The sequence below is a fragment of the Lysobacter gummosus genome, assembly GCF_001442805.1.
GTDB classification, from domain to species: domain Bacteria; phylum Pseudomonadota; class Gammaproteobacteria; order Xanthomonadales; family Xanthomonadaceae; genus Lysobacter; species Lysobacter gummosus.
In genome coordinates, this window is sequence record NZ_CP011131.1 from 5,391,425 (window position 1) to 5,410,303 (window position 18,879).

Annotated in this window: 14 protein-coding genes; 5 read left to right on the plus strand and 9 right to left on the minus strand. The window is 59.4% G+C overall.

Annotated elements, in window-relative coordinates; genetic code table 11:
- The first annotated feature begins 742 nt into the window (after positions 1-742).
- Entirely contained in the window at positions 743-1,573 is an 831-nt protein-coding gene (locus tag LG3211_RS26045) for a hypothetical protein (protein ID WP_148649078.1), read from the plus strand.
- 822 nt (positions 1,574-2,395) lie between these two features.
- On the opposite strand, the gene LG3211_RS21905 is transcribed toward LG3211_RS26045, so the two are convergent.
- The 6 genes from LG3211_RS21905 to LG3211_RS21930 all read right to left on the minus strand — a co-directional run bounded on the left by LG3211_RS21905 (position 2,396) and on the right by LG3211_RS21930 (position 7,033).
- Positions 2,396-2,773 carry a DCC1-like thiol-disulfide oxidoreductase family protein gene (locus LG3211_RS21905; protein WP_187313073.1) on the minus strand — a complete coding sequence of 126 codons (378 nt, stop codon included), beginning with the start codon at positions 2,771-2,773 and terminating at the stop codon, positions 2,396-2,398.
- A gap of 2 nt (positions 2,774-2,775) precedes the next feature.
- The gene (locus tag LG3211_RS21910; RefSeq protein WP_148649079.1) at positions 2,776-3,570 is read right to left on the minus strand and encodes a hypothetical protein; all 795 of its coding nucleotides are present in this window, start codon (positions 3,568-3,570) and stop codon (positions 2,776-2,778) included.
- Positions 3,563-4,072 (minus strand): hypothetical protein, encoded by a 510-nt coding sequence (locus LG3211_RS21915; RefSeq protein WP_148649080.1) that lies wholly within the window; start codon positions 4,070-4,072, stop codon positions 3,563-3,565. Before LG3211_RS21915 ends, LG3211_RS21910 begins: the two co-directional genes overlap by 8 nt.
- Before the next feature lie 12 nt (positions 4,073-4,084).
- On the minus strand, positions 4,085-4,384 hold the full coding sequence (locus tag LG3211_RS21920; RefSeq protein ID WP_057944685.1) for a hypothetical protein: 300 nt from the start codon (positions 4,382-4,384) through the stop codon (positions 4,085-4,087).
- Between the two features lie 893 nt (positions 4,385-5,277).
- Complete coding sequence (locus LG3211_RS25125; protein WP_083512744.1) at positions 5,278-6,630, minus strand: hypothetical protein; 1,353 nt, start codon at positions 6,628-6,630, stop codon at positions 5,278-5,280.
- Positions 6,631-6,667: 37 nt separating this feature from the next.
- Entirely contained in the window at positions 6,668-7,033 is a 366-nt protein-coding gene (locus LG3211_RS21930; RefSeq protein WP_148649081.1) for a hypothetical protein, read from the minus strand.
- Between the two features lie 618 nt (positions 7,034-7,651).
- On the opposite strand from LG3211_RS21930, the gene LG3211_RS21935 reads away from it, so the two are divergent.
- The 4 genes from LG3211_RS21935 to LG3211_RS26575 all read left to right on the plus strand — a co-directional run bounded on the left by LG3211_RS21935 (position 7,652) and on the right by LG3211_RS26575 (position 14,074).
- Positions 7,652-9,637: a DUF11 domain-containing protein gene (locus LG3211_RS21935; protein ID WP_057944688.1), complete on the plus strand. Its 1,986-nt coding sequence runs from the start codon at positions 7,652-7,654 to the stop codon at positions 9,635-9,637.
- 1,097 nt (positions 9,638-10,734) lie between these two features.
- Complete coding sequence (locus LG3211_RS25130) at positions 10,735-13,539, plus strand: TonB-dependent receptor (RefSeq protein WP_083512745.1); 2,805 nt, start codon at positions 10,735-10,737, stop codon at positions 13,537-13,539.
- 66 nt (positions 13,540-13,605) lie between these two features.
- On the plus strand, positions 13,606-13,848 hold the full coding sequence (locus LG3211_RS21940) for a hypothetical protein (protein ID WP_057944689.1): 243 nt from the start codon (positions 13,606-13,608) through the stop codon (positions 13,846-13,848).
- 61 nt (positions 13,849-13,909) lie between these two features.
- Positions 13,910-14,074 carry a hypothetical protein gene (locus tag LG3211_RS26575; protein ID WP_187313075.1) on the plus strand — a complete coding sequence of 55 codons (165 nt, stop codon included), beginning with the start codon at positions 13,910-13,912 and terminating at the stop codon, positions 14,072-14,074.
- A gap of 179 nt (positions 14,075-14,253) precedes the next feature.
- Here LG3211_RS26575 and LG3211_RS21945 read toward each other — a convergent pair whose 3' ends face one another.
- From LG3211_RS21945 to LG3211_RS21955, 3 genes are read right to left on the minus strand one after another with little or no spacing between them, the layout of a single operon-like run.
- The gene (locus LG3211_RS21945) at positions 14,254-17,196 is read right to left on the minus strand and encodes a TonB-dependent receptor (protein ID WP_187313076.1); all 2,943 of its coding nucleotides are present in this window, start codon (positions 17,194-17,196) and stop codon (positions 14,254-14,256) included.
- A 19-nt stretch (positions 17,197-17,215) separates the two neighbouring features.
- On the minus strand, positions 17,216-18,208 hold the full coding sequence (locus tag LG3211_RS21950) for a FecR family protein (protein WP_057944691.1): 993 nt from the start codon (positions 18,206-18,208) through the stop codon (positions 17,216-17,218).
- Positions 18,205-18,759, minus strand: coding sequence for an RNA polymerase sigma factor (locus LG3211_RS21955; protein WP_057944692.1), 555 nt, complete (start codon positions 18,757-18,759; stop codon positions 18,205-18,207). Before LG3211_RS21955 ends, LG3211_RS21950 begins: the two co-directional genes overlap by 4 nt.
- Positions 18,760-18,879: the final 120 nt, after the last annotated feature.

Genomic DNA, 18,879 nt, shown 5'->3' on the forward strand with positions numbered 1-18,879 from the left:
TGAGCAACGAACCGGGACGAAGCTGGTGATTTTGGCCGGTCCCAAGCTCTGGCCTCGTTCACCACCAGTAGACGGTTGCAGTACTCGCAGCCCCCTGTCGCTGGGTGTGATTTCTAGGACTTGTGATGCCCATAAGCTACGTCGCAGACATTCGATCGCTCTTTAGAGCTAAGGACGTCAGTTCTATGAAGAACTTTGGCGCCTTTGATCTGTCCCTCTACGAAGACGTGAAGGCGAACGCTGACGCAATTCTGCAGCAGCTGGAGGCGGGCTCAATGCCGTGTGACGGAGCCTGGTCAGCCGAAAACATCTGCAAGTTTCGAGACTGGATCGCTGACGGGAAACTCCCATGACTCCTATAATTCGAATCACAGTAGGTTGCGTTGTTGTTGCGATGGTCCTGACAGGGCGGCTCGCAGTTTCAGCTTCGTCTACAGAAATGAATCACTGTCGCTTTTCGCCGGTGCGTACTGATGCCGTAGATTTCCCTAGTCGGCACGCTTGGAATTTGTTTCTCACACTCATGCACCCTGCGAAGTCTTCAAACTCTTCGCGGGGGCAAGCCGACTGTTCAAAGCCAATTGGAACGCCCGGAACGACAGTCGTTTGGGAGATGTGGCGACTTGCTCGCACAGAGGTCTTCTTGCCCAATGGAGCTGAGCCCCCGGAGTGGAATGACCGAAGTCTACCTACCGGCTTCCAAGGAGCAGTTCCTGGGCAGTCTGATTCCTTTCACGGAGTTGTGCTGCCGAAATCGGCCGCTACAAATCTCAAGAAGACTACTACACCAGGAAGCATTCAGATCGAGTCCCTCTTAGGAGGTAAATTCAAGCCGCTATTCGATCCAGAACCCGACAACAGTATCTTTGTCGATCGTGGCGGGATTGGTGAGACGCGAATGAATCGATCGACATACGAATTTATACGCGAGAATTGTCTGTTTAGCACCGAAGGTCTAGACCGCTACGCGGAGGCGGTTCGGAGCGGAAAGAAGCCGCAACTTTCTTTACCGTCCGACTCGATCGAAGGCAAAGCCGTTTGGATCGTATTAACCGATGCTCAGCTTTCCTCTGGCGTAGGAAACACCTACTACACGATCAAACACGACGGGAAGACATATGGTTTGAATTCCTTCCATATTCTCACAAAGGACATTCCCAATTGGTTTTGGGCAACCTTCCATCACAAGTCGACGCCCAAGAACGAATTTGAGACGCCCGACACTTTTGGACAGCCTAGAGATGTGACGGGGACGGTGTGGGAGAACTATGTTCTTGGAGGAACCCAGATCGATTTCGTCTCGCCGACCGGCGACCCCACCGTTCTTTCGGATCATTTCATTGAGTTCGACTTTCAGAGGTCGTCTTGTATCACCTGCCACGCAATGGCAACGACGACGACTGACCGGAACGACAAGGATCGCCCTAGACAGACGCTGGATCTTGGTGTGCCGAATGCGGCTACATTCAAGAGGGGCGGAAAACCGTTCTACGTACAAACTGATTTCTTGTGGTCGATGCCATTCCGTGCGCAGAGTGAGAAGCAGCCACCTCCCGCGCGTTGCATCTGGTAGTGGTGGGCCAGAGGAAATCAATCGTTGCTCGCTCGGGCCGAGAACCCACGACCTGATGTTTAGAGAGTCCCTGCGATCATATGCAGCTTGCTAATTGGCTGCCTGCGGCGGCCAGTACGTCCATATGCATCTGGACGTACTGGCCGGATCAAAAGCGATCCTGGATAGCGTTAGGTCGCCGGAGGTGCGGTTCGCGGCACCGTTAAGTCGTATAGAGCTGCAGCAAGCAGGCTACGACGCAGCGTCGGCTTTGGTCACTGTGAATCGCCCAGGATTTCGTGGACGCTCCCGGACGGGACTGCCCGCAGGTCCCCAGCTGTTTCACGCTGGGCAATACCACTCGTGCCGGCTGGGGCTAGTGGGGGCCACTGGGGGCCACTGGGGGCTAATGAGGGCCGATGAGGGCGATTGGGGGTTGGTGGAGCCACGGGAACCGGGTTCAAACCCTCTTGATGGGCTGATGGGGGCGTTTGGGGGCTCCTGGGGGGCGATGAGGGGCCGCTCGCGGACTACTCGGGCTCCCGCGGTTTCGGCCAGCGTCCTACCGCATTCGGCCAAGAGCGGACATTCGCTAACACCAGCGTTAAGCAGAGCCGCACTCAACAACTGTCAGACGGACGGTCGAGAGTGCTCGGAGAAATCCCTTGCGCCGCCACGAGAAGAACTTCCGCAGGAAATCGAGGAATGCCGGCTCCGCCTGGCTTGACATCCACCAGGCCACCGGGAAGTGCTCCTGGAGGTTCGCGGGGTTGAAGAATTCGGCCCGGACATAGCTCGCAGACGTGGCGGGGGCAACTGCGCGTGCCGCCTCACTTACGAGCCTCAGCGCGAGATCCGTTCGCGACGCATTAGCCACAACAGGCTACTCCTGCCGACGCGCATCAGTGGATAGATCAAGCGCGCCAACTTTGGGCGCGAGAAGGTCCAGTGCATCAGTCGATTGAATGAATCCCTGCGGGTACTGAGCAGTGCGAGCCGGGTCAGGGCCTCATCCGCGTGAACACATTCGTCTTGGATGCAGGCAACGATCCCATCGTCGAGAGACATGCCCCGCGCCTTCAATTCGGAGACCAGCGCTAGGTCGGTGCGTGCATCGATGAGCTCAATGGGGCCACAGCTGCGCTCAAGACGCATTCGCCGGACGAAGCTCTGGCACAGAGGGCATTCGCCGTCATAGATGACCCGAATGCCTTTGGACACGGTTACCACCATGGCGATACGTTCTCGACCGTAACCAGCACGCAGAGAAGCGTTGCCGGAAAAGCGATCATGAAAGTGTTTAGCCCCATCGTTACCGCGGTCGCGACGTGAAACACCAAGCCGGCTACGAGCATAGCGAGCGCCACTTCGCGCGGCGCGATCAGAATCAGGGGAAACAAGCACTCGCCTACAAACACGGCCCTTGTTAGTAGCCGGGACAGTGCGTCTCGCGATTCAACGAACGAGCCAATCCAGCGCTCGCCATAGGCCTCTGAGCACATGACCAGTCCGATGGCGGTGCCGCTGCGCCAGGTGGGGGACACAGCCTTGACGAATCCCGCAGTGAAGTAACTCAACACCAATTGGGCGCCGATGAAGAATACGGCCAGCAAGGTCGTGCTCGCGTCAGGCCCCGGCAGAATAGCCAGACAACCCGCGAACAACGTAAGGATTGCCATCTGCTCCGCGCCGTCTCCACCCATGATGCGGCAGAATCGGCTGACGACTGCGCAGGCAAATGTGAGCGCCAGTATCAGCCGTCCGGCACCTTCGTAAGGATTGAGGAACAACCCCAGCAGGCCGCAAGCGGCGCCCACCGTGAGCACCAAGCGCAGCGGCACGGTGCCGAATCGCTCGGTGAATTCGGGAGCGCCAATCAGGCGAATCACGTTGCCGGCATACAGCCCACTGCTAGCAAAGCTGCGATGTCCTACGTGCAGTTGTTCGAGAAAGCCAATTCCGAGCGCTGCACTTGCACCTCGAACCGCCACTTCCAGCGCTAGCTCCGGGCTAACCAAGCGAAAATATCTCCGAAGTGAATACAGGCCGGACCTGTCGGGCGGTACCGTGGCCAGTGGCCTCGACAAGCGCGAACTGGCGGCACTGTGCGTCTGGCGCAACGTGCGGCTGCGCCACGACCCAGGACACTAGGGCAAGGTGGCAATTGGACAGCATGACCTGCCCGTCGTTCTGCGCCTCAGCGATCAGGAAGGCGAGACCATTCACCAAGTCGTGCAGCGCCTTGCGCTCGTGCCGCGCCGGGTTCCAAATCCAGCGCCAGCCCCCGGTAGGCGGTATGTCGATTTCCGTCCAGTCGCTCCAACTGGATGCGCTGCGATCGCGGTACACAACGTGGATTCCAGCGTAGGCAGGCTTGGGTCCAAAGAAGCCCCAGTAGGGCAGGAAGCTGGAACGGTCGAAACGTGCAATCAGAACGTGCCACGCCCGGACCGGCAGTTGATTCATCACGCTGGCGAGGAACACGGCGCCGAAGATCACCAGTGTCGTTTCAGCGCGCATCATCGACTCCCTTTAAAGACGGCTTCTCTTTGCTGCGCGCAGCAGGGCTGCGCGGGCCTCGATGAGCTGACCCAAGGTCGGCATGGATGTGATCTGCGACTGCAACTTGGCCATCTGCTTCAAGATTTCCCGGTCACGGGCGGAAAAAACCAGCTTGCCCCTAGCATCCGCGGCGACGGCTCCGCAGCAGGAGATATCCTTGTTGGCGACAATCTGATCGCTGGGTTTCAGCCCCCGCTCCTGGGCCAGGCTGATGAGAGAATCGATGTGCTGCAGCTCACCGAGCGTGAGTTTTCGGGAACTCTTTGGCATGGGATACCCTCGCGTTCCTGCGTCGTATGGGAACACCCCTGCCCATTATGGATGGGCACGGTTCGCAAGCCGTCTGTTCTTCGTGGTCGCTTTTGGATTGTTTCAGGGCGCCTGGCGCGATACCGTGACCAGCGGCCGACTCTGTCTACGACTCACGGATTATCACCGAGCGCTCGCTCCTCGCCTGAATCGCCCGGAGTTTCATATCCGCCCCTTGGTCGGGAAATCCCGCAGTTCACAGCAGGTCCACGCTGGCCAATATCGCTCGAACGAGCCCCGCCGGCTGAGGGCACACCCGAAAAGTCAGTGCTCGGCACAAAGGCCGGCGCGCCGACAACTACTTCGGGCCCGCCTTGTCGATTCCGCCCCCTTCCCTTCCCGTTCCCGGTGGTTTTGCGGCGAGGCCGGACCGGCCCTCGGTCGGCGCACGCATTCGGTCTGGCGGCCTCACGACGACGCCCCGGACGCGAGCCGCCCTGGAGCAAGGCACCCTACTCGCCCCCTGCACTGAGCATGATCGCCAAGGGGCCTAATGCAGGCCTCCCCTCGCCACCTCAGAAACCTCTGGCTACATCGATGCGGTTCCAGTGCCAGCCCTCAGGAATGTATTGCCGCTACGATCTGAGACCGTTCTCACCCGTTTGGGAGTCACCGACTCGACCCAGCGGCGCCAATTCGATGCTGACTCCTGGCAATCAGCAGGCCCAAGCTCACCGGCAGGAGGCCGACTTGCCGCGACTTCGCACAGTCGCGCGTTATGTTCGGCGCGCGAGCAGCCCGCGTGATTGAACAACCCGTGGGCTACAAATGTCTTGGGGGTTTAGCCGGTCGTTTTACTCACGCTCGACATACTCTGCGCCCCATTGAACACGCGTTGCCTGCCTTCTCGCGGCTCAAGGATGCCGCCGATAACTTGCACGCACAGAAAGCGAAGACAGGTGACCTCTCGTGGCGCGATCAACTGAGCGCTCTGTGCAGAGATTTGCGACGTAAGCTCGGTTGATGTCCGCTGAGCCCGCTTCGCTAGCGCCGGTCACGAAGCACCCTGAGTCGGATTGATCGCTAACGTCGCTGTTCTCGCCGCCAGGAAGCGAGCCTAGATCGCTCATCCCGTTTGATCGGGTCCACGAGAAGGCGTGATTCACGCCCGCATCCGTTTGGCTAATGCCCACGACTACGGCGTTCGTGCCAATGCCAACAACTGAGACGTCCTCCCCTCCAGGTAGCGGCGAGATATAGGCAAAGTCATCGGCTTCACTGTTCCAATAGAATGACTGAACACCACCGTCAGGCACCGCGAACTCGCCTACGACTTCGCCGCTCGCATTGATCTCTATCCCACCATTCGATGCCGACCGGCCGCCCACGTCGATGCTCAACACGACGGTCGATCTAAAGTTCGTCCACACGACCGTTCTATAACCCGCTCCGTTGCTGAGGTTACATACTCCCAGAACATGCGATCCCTTGATCGACGAGACACGACACCGCTTCGCCTCCAATGGGAGCGGCAACGCCTGCGCGACGTATGCGTTGAAAAGACCCGTGCGAGTCCAATAGATCGGCCGAATCCCCCCCGACCGGTCGGGACAGTTTGCGATGACAGTAGGACCGCTGGAACTGCCGTCGGAGACATCGACCGGGACGCAGTTCGTGTCGGAAAGCCCCAACAGCCCAACAGGCAAGGCGGTGGCAGTCGCGCTGTTGAGCCAGACCGCCGGCTGTGCCAAAAAGCTGCCGTCTCTCGACACACCTGCCACCACCCCCTCTTGGTTGAAGGCAGTTGCCGAGGTGCTCTTTCCATTTGGCAACGGCATCAGCCGCTGCGCAATCGGCGAACCTCCTGTGTTCCAAACGACGGCTTGCGAGACGAGGTTCGAGTCCACGCAGCTGCCGACGATCTTGCCTAAATTGGTTATCACCCCGGCCGAGCAACTCCTTCCGAGGGCCAACCCGGGCAGTATCGACTTCTGGGCTCCGGTGGCGAGGAACGCCAAAGTCGTGCCATCCGTGTCAGCGCAAGCCCCCACTACAAATGCTTGATTGTTGATGCCGATGCCTCGGCACTGCTGCCCGGGAACAACCACCACCTCTGTTAACTGCGCTACGACGGGAAGAGGCGCAGCCAGAGCCATCACGCATGCGACCGCAAGCACCATGGGCGCACCGTTTTTTATAGATTCGAACATGTTGAAAAAGCTCCACTTCTGGAAGGGAAAATCGGCGGCGACTTCTGTGGTCGCCAAGGTATTCCGAGGAAATGATTCGAATCCGATGCTCGGCCTACTCGTCAATCTTTTTTCGCATCATCGTAACCGGGGCAGCCTTGGATCCTGATTGCCCGTCCAAATCGGCCCATTTTTCGCCACCTGGCGTGGTCAACTCTTCGGGCGGGTCGTCGTTCGATACGAACTCCAGACATTTGCCGGACACGCCCTTTTCCTTCGCGCACTCGACTCTCGCCCCTGGCTGCTGGCTCAAGTCTGCTGCGTAACAGGCCCGGATCTCGTTGAAGCTCTCTAAGCAGAAGAGATAGTCCAGATAGTTAGTGGGCACGCCGCTTTCGGCTCGAACCGGCACACCGGCAACCACGCCAATGACCGTGGCCAAAATGAGTGGCTTCACCTCCAAAAGTAAGAACCGCCTCATTTTTCGCCTCGACCTCAACTGCCCTTCGTTCCGCGCCATATCCAGTCCTCGAATGCCAACGATCAGTTGGCTCTCCTAGCAGGCTAAAGACGAAGGAGATTTCTAGGCCGTGATCACGATCAGCAAGTGAGGCACGGTGAGGCTGGGGTCTTCTGCCCTACAACTTGGAGTTGTTCGTCGCCCCAGGTTTCGTAAACAAGCCGCAGCTGCTTGCCTTCGTCGTGCGTGGCTCGACGAAACCCTAGGTGATTCAACGACGCCGCATACAGCAGCTCAAGTTGCCCTATTAACCGACGTCCATGCGGACAGTGAGGTGGCAATGATTGTTAAGGACTGGGTCCTCAAGCCCCGGGTCGGACGCCACTCGTGCAGCACGAGGCCTGGCGCAAAGATCGTTCAGGCGATTTAAAACCGAGCACGCGAATTGCCCCCCACGACACGCATCCTGGGCATAGTTTTTACTCAAATTTCATCGCCATAAGCCGATGTTGTGGCTACGCCAGGTTGCGTCCATTGGGGGACGTCGGCTTTTGCTTGAGGATTGAAATGCTGAAATCGAATCATGGCCTTAGTGCCGGCGTGCCGGCACTTGTAGCGTTGATCGCGGCGACGTTGTGCATGTCCAGCGCCCAGGCCCAGTTCAAGGTCACCTCGCCGTTCCTCAACAGCACCGAAACCGGCTGGACCATCACCGGCACCAATAACGCCGGCGCCAACGACAGCGGCATCCTGACCGGCGGCTACGGCGCCATTCCCAACAACGTCAACGATGCCAACGGCAGCGGCTGGTTGCGCCTGAGCACCAACAACAACAATCAACAGGGTCTGGCCCTGTACACCGGCGGCTCGTTCCCGTCCTCGCAGGGAGTGATCGTCGAATTCGACTACGTCAACTGGGGCGGGAACGGCGCCGACGGCACCACCTTCTTCCTCTACGACGCCACCGGCACCATGGCCGGCGCGCAGCCCGGCGGCAGTCTGGGGTATTGCGGCGGCAACGGCGGTTACCTGGGTATCGGCCTGGACGAATTCGGCAATTTCTCCGGCTCGATGCCCGGCGTCGTCGGCGGCTGTCCGGCCAACAGCAGCAGCCCCGGCAGTCAGGCCGACCGGGTGGTGTTGCGCGGTCCGCTCAGCGACAACAACCGCTGGCTGGCCAGCGGCGCGGTCGCCGGCGGCATCGACACGCCCTCCGTGACCACCCGCCCCACCGGCGACCGCCTGCGCGTGGCGCTGCTGCCGAACATACCCTCGTCGGGCTACACCGTGACCGTTTCGGTCGGCCTGGACGGCTCCACGCCGACGGTGTTGCTCAACAACGTCAACTTCCCTTACACCGCGCCGGCCAATTTGCGCATGGGCTACGCCGGCTCCACCGGCGGCCTCAACAACATCCACGAAGTGCGCAACATGATCGCCTCGGTGCCGGCCAACGTCGGCATCACCAAGATCGTTTCGGCCGCGCGCGTGCGGCGCGGCCAGCCGGTCACTTACACCGTCGTGATCAGCAACCTCGACATCAATCCGGTCGTTGCCGGCAATCAAGCGCCGACGATCCCGGGCACTGACGCGCCCGACATCACCGACACCCTGCCCACGCAGCTCACCGGCGCGACCTGGACCTGCACGGCCAGCGCCGGCTCGACCTGTCCGGCGACCACCGGCACCGGCAGCCTCGCCATCATTGGCGGCTACACGCTCGCGCCTGGCGGCACCCTCACCTTCGCGGTGACCGGCACGGTCGTCAACAACGCGGTGTGCAACGCCACTGTTTCCAACACCGCCACCGTCGAGTTCGCCGCGACCGACCGTTTCGGCGACATCGATCCGACCAACAACACTGCCAGCGTCAACTTCGCGGTGGACTGCATCAATCTGGCGATCGACAAGACCACGTCGCAGAGCCAGTTCACCGCCGGCAGTACCGGCACCTACAACATCGCGGTCAGCAACAGCGGCACAATCGCCACCATCGGCCAGCTCACCGTCACCGATACCTTGCCGACCGGCCTCAATGTCCCCGACGGCATGGTCGCCCTGAGCGGCGCCAACGCCGCCAACTGGGCCTGCACCGCGACCTCCAACACGTTGACATGCATCAGCAACACCGCGATCGCGGCGGCAGCCAGCTCGACCTTCGGCTTCACCGTCAACGTCGACTTCGCCGCTTCCGGCAACATGGTCAACACCGCGCGCGTGGGCGGCGGCGGCGACGCCAACTGCCCGATCGCCACGCCCTGCTCCGACCCGACACCACCGAGCACGCCGATCGTGCGTCCGTCGGTGAGCCTGCGCATCAGCAAGGGCGACGTATCCACCACGTACACGCCCGGCGGCAGCACCACCTATGTCATCAACGCCTGCAACCAGACCGGCCCGGACGTGGCCAACGGCGCCACCATCACCGACACCCTGCCGCCCGGCGTTACTCTGAGCGGCCCATGGAGTTGCGCCGGCAGCGGCACCACGCTCGGCACCTGCCCGGCCAGCGGCGGCGCCGTCGGTGGCAACGCGGTCTCCGTCACCGGCGTGGTGCTGCCCGTAGGCGGTTGTGTGAGCGTAAACGTGCCGGTCACCTTCAGTTCGAATCCGGCTGACTATTGAACCGGTTAGCGAGTCGATTACAAAAAACCATTCGAGCATGATCGACCGCCCGCAAGACCATCATGGCCTTGCGGGCAATTACGTTACGCCCCCTATTACTCTGAATAAGACGATGCCTTGGAATCGCCAGGATTTGTGGGTAGGGCCAGCATCCAGGTTTGTAGCTTGAGGTGACCACCATGCCTACATACAAGGTTTTCAAGCAAAGCCAACCAAGCCCATAAGTTCATTGAAGCGCATCGGAATGAGTTCGGTATTCGGACGCCGTGCCGAGTCCTCGACGCAGCTGTGGGCCGCAAAGCCAACAACGCAACGCGCGTTGGTTCTGGATGTGGTCACGAAGGACGGCTGCGATGCAGGCGCTCATGCAAGGCCTTGATCCACTCGGAAGGAGCTCAGTATGGGAGCGACACTTGGCGACGCTTCTGCAGCCCGAGCCAAGCACAAGCAAACGAGGAAATTGCTGGGGCAACGCCGGAAGAGGCTTTTGGAAGCCTAAAAGAGAGCGCATCAAGATGCGTGTTTACACTGGCCGAAAGACCGCCGTCATGGACGTATCCGAGTACATCGAGGGCCTTTTTACCACCCGACTCGTCGATTCAAAAGCGCTGGTCAGATGCCCACTAGATTCCGGCAATTCCAAACCGACCGGAATTTCCAACCCAATAATTTTAACGCCGTCGATTTCGTGCTGCAGTTGGCCTGAAAGGTACCAACCTCTCAGAGCGACAGGCAACAATGCTTTGCTCAAAACAATCAAGACGGCATCGGACAACTTGACGGACCAATCTACACCGTTATTGAATACGCACTAAGCGTCGGCTACAAGTTCCGCTGATCTACGAAGATCAGTCAATCACGTCAGTGGCACATTGATGCTCAAACCTCCATTCCGCCTCGTGAAGACGCCTCGCCCCGCAGCTTTACATCGGCCGCCGCCAACTCTACAGATAAACCCGCTATCTGCCAATACTATTCCGACATTGTACGCAATACTATGCCTATCCTAAGATGGCACTGAGCTAGCATTGACTGACCTAACGCGGTGCATATTAATTCGCTGGCACCGCCAAAAATATATATAACTATCCATACGAATGCACGCCCGCCCCTCTCGTTTCTTTATTATATTAGCTTCAGCATTGGCTGCGGCGACGACATCGGCGTGGAGCATTCCGGCGGGAGCATCCGACTCTAATGCCTCACGGTCAACGTATTCGATCCCAGCCGGCCAACTTCAAGAAGTCCTGCAACAGTTTATTCAGCAGACCCCACTGAGCCTGGCGTACTCACCGTCGGCGGTAGCGCACCGCAGCAGCCCCGGCATTCGAGGCCCCTCCACCCCCTTGGAGGCCCTGGCTCAGTTATTGAATGGCACCGGCCTAACCGCAGCCGAAGTAAGCCCCAACGTATATATACTGCAAAGCACTTCACGGGAAGATCCATTCCTCACGACGTCGCCCCCCCAGCCATTCGCTAACAGGCTAACGGAGTTGGAACCGGTGCAGGTAACTGGCACTCGCATTCCACGCCAGTCACTGCAAACGACGGCCCCATTGAAGATATTTACCGCGGAGGACATTCGTGCGAGTGGCCAGACCACGCTCTTTGACTTTCTCCGCCAGTGGCCTAACACAACCGCACACCACCCTCGTGATATCGCAACCGACTTTGGGGTCAACCTTCGAACACCGCGGGCACCGAATTTCACAACAAGCCTGTTCACATTGGGCCCCAGGGCCACACTGTTCTTGGTTGATGGCCTACGCGTGGCAAGCTCTGGCCTGAGCTCATCAGAGTATGGAGGGCTCACTGATCTTGGAAGTATTCCGCTAAGCATGATTGAGCGCGTGGAGATAGTGAGCGGCAGTGCTTCTGCCGTCTACGGCTCAGAAGCAATGAGTGGTGTCATTAATATAATACTAAAGCACGACTATGAAGGGGCCGAGATCGGCGGACACACCGGCATCTCCGACCGAGGTGATACGGCGCGCCATGACTTATTCGCAAACCTCGCTCGCCTGACTGCCGCGGGGGGACACTGGACTCTCGCGGCCAATCGTTCTTACGACGAAGGCCTAATTGGACGTCAGCGCACCTGGGCCACACTCGATCAGTCGCGCCACGGCTTGTATGACGAACGATATCCACTTCAAATCTCTACCGGGCAAGATGCAAAATGGTTAGGCGACTGCACAAGCTCCGATGACAGTCCGAGTGGCCGAATTTGTAGCCTTGACTCCCCTCGTTATCTCAGCCTACTTCCGTCAAGGGAATCCACAACAACCTATGCCACTCTTCAACACCCCCTGAGTGAACGCCACACGCTTGATGCCTCTGTACGCTTGTCCGAATTGAGAACAGGCATGCAGTTCCCCCCTTCGACAGCGGAATTTTATGACGGCGCCACGTGGCGCACCCACGCCTTTTTTGACGTGGGCCCTATTTCAGTACGCTCAGAATCGCACGATGTCGACGCCCGGGTCAGCGTACAAAGTCGAGGTACAAAGTGGATGTGGATGGGCACTGGGTTTTATGGCAAAAACAGTGCCTCCAGCAGTATCACAGGCGTAGTGAATATTGATCCATTTAAACCATTTCCACTTCGTGAATTGAGCGAATGGAATTATCAATTAGATGGAGACGTCAGTCATGCAACGCTCGCGAGCATTGCTCCACCTAATCGGCTGAGCGGGGCATTCTGGCATTCCGGCATCAGCGGCACAGTCAGCGGACCGTTATTCACAATGCGACATGGCACGATCGAGTCCGTTTTTGGCTTCGACGTCCATCAGGAACATCTACAATCGAACGCATATACCACCGCGCGTTCAGACGGCTACTCGGCCTATTCCGAGGGCCTGGGTGGAATGGATAACTCTCACATCGGAGGGCATGCGCTGCGAGTGTCGCATTTTGGCGAAATAGCCGCGCCACTATTTCGCAGCGCAGCTCTCGACTTGGCCTGGCGAATCGATCACAACGAAGGTTTCGGGACACAACTCACGCCAAGGATTGGCGCTAAATGGAAGGTAACGCCAACCCTAACCTTACGAAGCTCTTACGGCAACGGTTACCGCGTACCCACACTGTATGAATCACAGCGTATGTTGCCTGCGTCAAGAACTGCAGTACCGTCGTCGCTCCTCCCTTGCAATCCAATGTTCGAAGACCTCTGCCTTTTGGATCTGCAGCCAGTCAGAAACCAAGCGCTGCGCCCGGAGAGATCACGTAGCACCACCCTGGACGCACTGTGGTCCCCCAACCCCCACTTGGATATAAGTCTTGGATATTACGGCATTCAACGTGTCGATGAGATCCGCGCGGCGGCCGATTTCAAAGATCCTTCGAAACACGTGCTTGATGCGGATGGCCGGGTGGTTGCTCTCCTCATCTCCCTTCAAAACGTTGGCATTACAAAGCTAGACGGCTGGAAATTCGACGGAGCCCTTCGATTTAACACTGCTGGCGATGATCGAATCGAATTGCGCTTGCAAACCGACTACATTGACCGATGGACGAACAGTCAAGATCTTGATGCGGACCTGGCCGGCCGCCTATTTCCTCGCATTCATGCGAGCGCTCAACTGAACTGGACTCACTCAAGCTGGTCTGGTCGAGCTGCCCTTCGTTACCGGAGCGGCTTACGCGGCACGTCGGCTGTTCTTGCAGGGAATATGCTGGTCCTAAACACGCGATTGTGGCGAGACCTCCCTTCAATGACTACCGCGGACCTCAGCCTAACCTACGGCGCAGGCACGAACTGGACCCTAGGAGCTAACGCGCTAAATATCTTCAATGCTACTCCGAAGAACTACAACGACAATTTCGGCGGCTATACCATCGCCGATGATGACCCAGTCGGGCGTTACTACCTTTTAAACTTCGAACGGAGATTCTAGCCACCTAGCTCAATATATGGCCAGACGTCAAAGGACATGGCTTCGCGAGTCTAAATTCAGGGGAACATGACTGCCTTCGTGATTACGTGGAACTTGAACAAGGAACGCGAAAACTACGCTCAGGCGCGAAAAGACTTCATCGCACATCTGGAGCGACACGCCAATGTAGGTGAATCCGGCATGGAGTCGGTGCGATGGATCTCCACCACCTACAGCGTGGATCAGATCTGCAACGATCTCCGAACTAAAATGGATAAGAACGGCCGCATCTTCGTCTCCCAGGTGGTAAGCGGAACCCATCACGGGTGATTGAACCAAGCCACCTGGGACTGGATCATCCCCAAGCTGTGATTAAAGCTTTCGGGTCGCCATGACATCCGGCTCGGCTGAACCCTACGTGCTTCCAGAACGCGAATCTGGGATCGCCCTCATCGCGTTTGCGAACATCACCGACGGCATGTTCGGCGAAGCCGGTGTCGGCACCGCGTCGCGACCGCCGCGACACGCTCGCGCGATCGATGCCGCATTGATGTGATTGATCGTCCCGCGTGGAACTGCTGAAAAAGGGCGACGGCTTCGCGGAATATCGGGATGGGCTACACCACCTCCCGCTCCCCGCGCCGACATCGCCTGAGTCATTGAAATCGCGTGCGCACGGACCGGATGCGCGCGGCGCTTTTGCGCTCGAAAGACAGCGCCCCCACAGGTGCGCTTTCAGAACCGGTACGCGGTACTGAAAATGTAGTATCGGCCGTAGGGGTCGTCCATCGCGATGTTGTAGCCGTTCCCAGAAAAAGCGCGGTAGTTGATCGGCTGGCGGTCCATGAGGTTGTTGACGTTGAGCGAGAGCGTCCAGCGATCGAACCCAGAATAGCTAAGGCGCAGGTTAAACAAGGTCATCGATGGATTCGCGCACTTTCCAGCATCACTATGTTCGATCCTGCAGTCGGACAATGGTCCGTAGCTGCGCGAGCGTCCAAAGTGGCGCATGGCTAATGTCGTGTCCCAATCGCCATAACGCCATTTCACGCTACCAAGCAAGCTGAGCTTGGGGTTGTTGTAGCCAGCGTCGTCGATCCGTTGGGGGGCGTAGATCGTGGAAGTGGCATGCCGCAGGAGATAGTGGCCGCCTAGATAGAAGTCGAAGGTGCCCCAGGTTTGGCCGCGAAAACGATAGTTCATGCTCGCTTCCCAGCCACTCGACTTCGAAGCGCCAATGTTGGCCAAGTGCTCGCTGATGCGGTAGAGCACGCCGTTCGCGTCGCGAATCAGACCTTCGGGATGTAGGAATGGATGGTACATCGCATTGCTGAGGCCGAACTCGTCCCAGCGTTCTATCTGGTAGCGCTCCAGACGCAGATCAAAAGCATCGGTCGGAGCGAGGGTAATTCCGACCGAAGCACTGCGCGAGGATTCGGGCCGCAGGTTCGGATTTTCGCCCGCGCCGCCCCCTAGTAAGCACCGATCTTGCCCGAGTTCGACACAAGGTGTCAGCAGCGGCGTTGCCAGCGGCATCATCAGTTCCGGCCTCAATTGGCCTTCGTAGGGATTTCTCCATTCCTGAGGCGAAGGCGCGCGGCGCGTCCGGCCGACACTGGCGCGCAAGCGGATGCGTTCGTGCGGCGCCCACGCCAGTCCGATACGGGTCGAAAGCGATCCGGAGAACCTGTTGTCGCGGTCGTGGTTGGCGGCGAGATCGACTTGCAGTTTTCGATGCAGCGGGAGTCGGAGCTCTGCAAACGTCGACGTGGAGTGGAGGCTGATGTCGTGCGAGGTCGCAGGAACAACGAGTTGGGAAGGCAGAAACTCGAGTTGCAGTGGATCCGGGGAGTCGACCAGGCGCTCGGTACGAATGGCCACCCCCGCAGTCAACCGGACCGGACCGCCGGCCATCCGAAAGAGAGCGCCATCCAGATTGGCTTCGAACGAATCCAGGGTGTTGCGCCCGCCGGGATGGATCGTGGAGCTCATCAATTCGAGTAGGGCCGGATCATTTTCACCGAACACGCGATACCTGGACAGCGTCCGCGAGTCGCCCCCTGATGACCGCAACAAATTGGAGACAGTGCTGTTCGTGCGTTGCGCGCTACGCGACAGGTCAAGCTTCAAGTTCCAACGGCCGACGCTGCCGCGCAGGCCGATGGCCAAGTCGAAGGTTTCGCTCGTCGTCCGATTACGCGGCAGGCCCAGGTCGTATAGCGCGTAGCGAACCGGCGACGAGATGTAGTCGTCGGGCAGATCATCTGGAATGTCCACGTTCGGATGGCCTGGGTCCGTTATGAACAGATAGTCGATATTGGGCGGGGTCTGTAGGGCCTGCTCGACCCGTGAGCCGCGCGCGGCGATCTCCAGGGACGTGGCGTCGCCTAGCGGCTGCTGCCAGCGCGCGTAAACGGAGTTGACCCTTATCTCCGGTTGCAACGTGGCGTACCTGGGAGCGTCGACGCTGCAATATGGCGAGTCGGGATCATTGCCGGCGGAGCGGCATTGCTGCAATGGAAATGTCGTTCCGAAATTCCGGGAGAGGACTCCTAGCGGTACGCGATAGTCGGGCAGGCCAAACCTAGTCAGGTCCTGGGTATGCCAGTTACGCGCGTCACCGGCCAAGGCATCGCGCGCCAACAGGTCCGCGCTGACGAACAGATTGCCGTCGTCGCGCGTTTGCGCGCCGTAGCTTACGGACGCGCCCCTTATTTGCGCGTCTCCTCGCCCCGAGACGCCGTAACGGACGACGGCTTCGGCGCCCTGGACGTCCCTCTTCAGGACGATGTTGACCGCGCCCGCCGCAGCATCGGCGCCGTAGTTGGCCGATGCCGCGCCACGCAAGATCTCAATATGGTCGATGAAACTCAAGGGAATGCTGTTCAGATCGAACAGCCCGCCCAGGTTGGGAGTAACGAAGCCGAAGCTCGCTACGCGCCTGCCGTCGACCAGGAACAGAGTACCCCGTGGTCCGAGCGAGTACAGACTGACGCTAGCCGCGGCGACGATGGGCTGGAGCGAACCGATGCGGCCTTCGTAGGCGATCTCGACGGGATTATGACCGAGCATGCCCGGCTGTTCACGCAACAATTCGTACAGGGTGCCTGCGCCGCTCTTTTCGATATCTTCTGCGGTAATCACGTTCACCGGAACGGAGATATCGAAAGAGTTGCGTGGAATCCGTGAGCCGACCACGGTGACCGAAGCCAGTTCTGTCAGTGCGGCGTGCGCAGTCGCCTGCATGGCTCGCGAGTCCGCGGCGCTACCGTTACGGAGTTGGCGCTGCGGGCGAACCGGAGCGGGTTGCAGCAGATAGGTATTCGGCGTCACCGATACCGCCGTGAGGCCTTGATCGTCCAGCAACCGGGATAGCGCCTGCGCTGGTGGGTAGCGCCCTTTAAGTCCCGCACTGCGCTTGCCGCGGACCAGACTGGGCGAATAGAGCAGTTGCACGTTCGACTGATGGACCAAGAGGCTGAGGGCCTCGTCGAGCCGTCCCGATCCGATGTCGTAGCTGGAACCCGCAGCTAGGCCGATGTCCCGCCCGGCGGCAGTGATCGGCAGCGAAAGCGCAAAGCACGCCAATGCCAGACCGCAGGACAGTAGATGCGTGTATCGGTTCGAAGCCATGGTTGGACGCGGTCCATGCCGCCGGTGGCGCACGATCAGGTTCATCGGCGTGGAGCTTGGGTATTCATTCACGCAGATAGAGCGTGGTCTCATCGCTGGCCGTGCGCTTGGCCTGCAAGCCCCAGCCGCGCTGCAGGGCCATGATCAGCCCGGAACGGTCGTCGGCTGCGAACGCGCCGCTGACGCGGATGTCGCCCAGTTCTGCCTTCGACAAGACCAGATGATCGCGAGAGTAGCGATTGAACTCCACCAGCAGTTCGGCGAGCCGTCTTTCTTTGAAGATCAAGCGGCCTTGGGTCCAACCCTCCGCAGCGATGCGGTCGACGCCTTCCGGCGTTCCGAACCAGCCGTTTTCGCCGTAGACGACCTGTTGCATCGGATGCAGTTCGAGCGCCTGGCCGGCCTGTCGGGTGGCGACGACGACGCGCCCCTCTAACAAGCGCACCACGGTGTCGCCGCCACGGTTCTCGACCTGGAAGACGGTACCCACGGCGCGGACACTACCGTCTCCGGAGGAGACGATGAAGGGGCGGTCTTTGTCGTGCGCAACGTTCGCCTGCAGACGACCGCGCAACAGTTCGATCCCGCGACGCGAACGCCGGTAGGAAAGCTGGAGCGCGGTATCGGTATCGAGAACCAGCGTGGATCCATCCGGCAGATCCACCTTGAGCCGTTCTCCGACGGCGGTGGCGTACTGTACCGGCGACGACGGTCGCAGTGCCACCCAAACACCCCAACCGGACACCAGCGCCAGCACCAGGACTGCGGCCCAGGCGAAGACTGCCGGCCTCGCCCGGCGCGCCGACGGGCGCTTGGACGATAGGGCGATCTGCGATAGGTCTGTCGGCACTTGCGCACGCACGGCTTGCGATGCGCGGGCCATGCCGTGGACGCGTTCGGCCTCGGCATAAGCTAATGCGTTCTGCGGGGACACCGCGATCCACTCCTCAAACGCAGCGAAATCGTCCGTGTCGCTTTCGGGCGACAGCAGCCGCGCCAGCCAGCCTTCCGCGGAATCGGGAAAGCGGTGCGACGGTGGCAAGGTCGAGACGTTCATGGCTCTTGCTCGTTGAGCATAGTTTGGGCCTGCGCAGCCAGGAATTGCCGGAGTAGCGTAAGTGCCCTGCTGATGTGCTTTTCCACCGCCTTCACGGAAATGCTCTGGTGGGCCGAAATCTGGCTGTAACTCATACCGTCAATACGGTTGAGTAAGTACACTTGCCTGCAACGTTCCGGTAAACGCTCGATGGCAGCGTTCACCCGCGCCAATTCTTCGCGATTTTCCACCCATTGCTCTGGCAGCGGTACATCGATCGGAGCGTCAATCGCACCGAGACCGGCGGCTTGAAGGCTACGGCGCAGGCCGGATTCGCGGCGTCTAATATCACACAGTTGGTTGAGCGCGATCCGGTACAGCAGTGGTTTCAGCGCCTGCAGCGGCACCGCGCGGTATCGGGTCAGTTTGTACAGGCTTTCCTGGGTGACATCCTGGGCGTCGTCCTGCGAGGCGCCGTGGCTGCGCAGGAAATTAATCAACGGCGTCCGCTCCTCTCCCAGGAATCGTTCGAAAGCGTGGTCGTTAGTCGTTACTTCCGGGACGATGCTCACCCGAACCCCTAGGTCGCGTTCACCAGACGAGCTGCTGGGTCGCAGGCCGCCGCTTTGTGATCAAAGCTACAACCAGCTGAGTGAAGAGTGAGAGATCAGTCAAATAATATGACTAAAATT